The 338-nt window shown below is 61.2% G+C and carries 1 protein-coding gene; it reads left to right on the forward strand.

The genetic code is table 11. From position 1 onward, the window contains the following. Nucleotides 1-338, forward strand: a 338-nt coding sequence (locus tag IF54_RS0139085) for a cbb3-type cytochrome c oxidase subunit I (protein WP_030327548.1), incomplete at both ends; no start/stop codon positions are given.

The following is a 338-nucleotide window of genomic DNA, read 5'->3' on the forward strand; positions in this document are numbered from 1 at the left end:
GGGTCTGTCCGTGACGGTGTGGGCCCACCACATGTACGTCACCGGCGGTGTACTGCTCCCGTTCTTCTCCTTCATGACGTTCCTCATCGCCGTACCGACCGGCGTGAAGTTCTTCAACTGGATCGGAACGATGTGGAAGGGGTCCCTGAGCTTCGAGACCCCGATGCTCTGGGCCACCGGCTTCCTGATCACCTTCACCTTCGGTGGTCTGACCGGTGTCATCCTGGCCTCGCCGCCGCTGGACTTCCACGTCTCGGACTCGTACTTCGTGGTGGCGCACTTCCACTACGTCGTCTTCGGCACCGTCGTCTTCGCGATGTTCTCCGGCTTCCACTTCT

The organism is Streptomyces sp. NRRL B-3229 (assembly GCF_000719505.1).
GTDB classification, from domain to species: Bacteria; Actinomycetota; Actinomycetes; order Streptomycetales; family Streptomycetaceae; genus Streptomyces; species Streptomyces griseorubiginosus.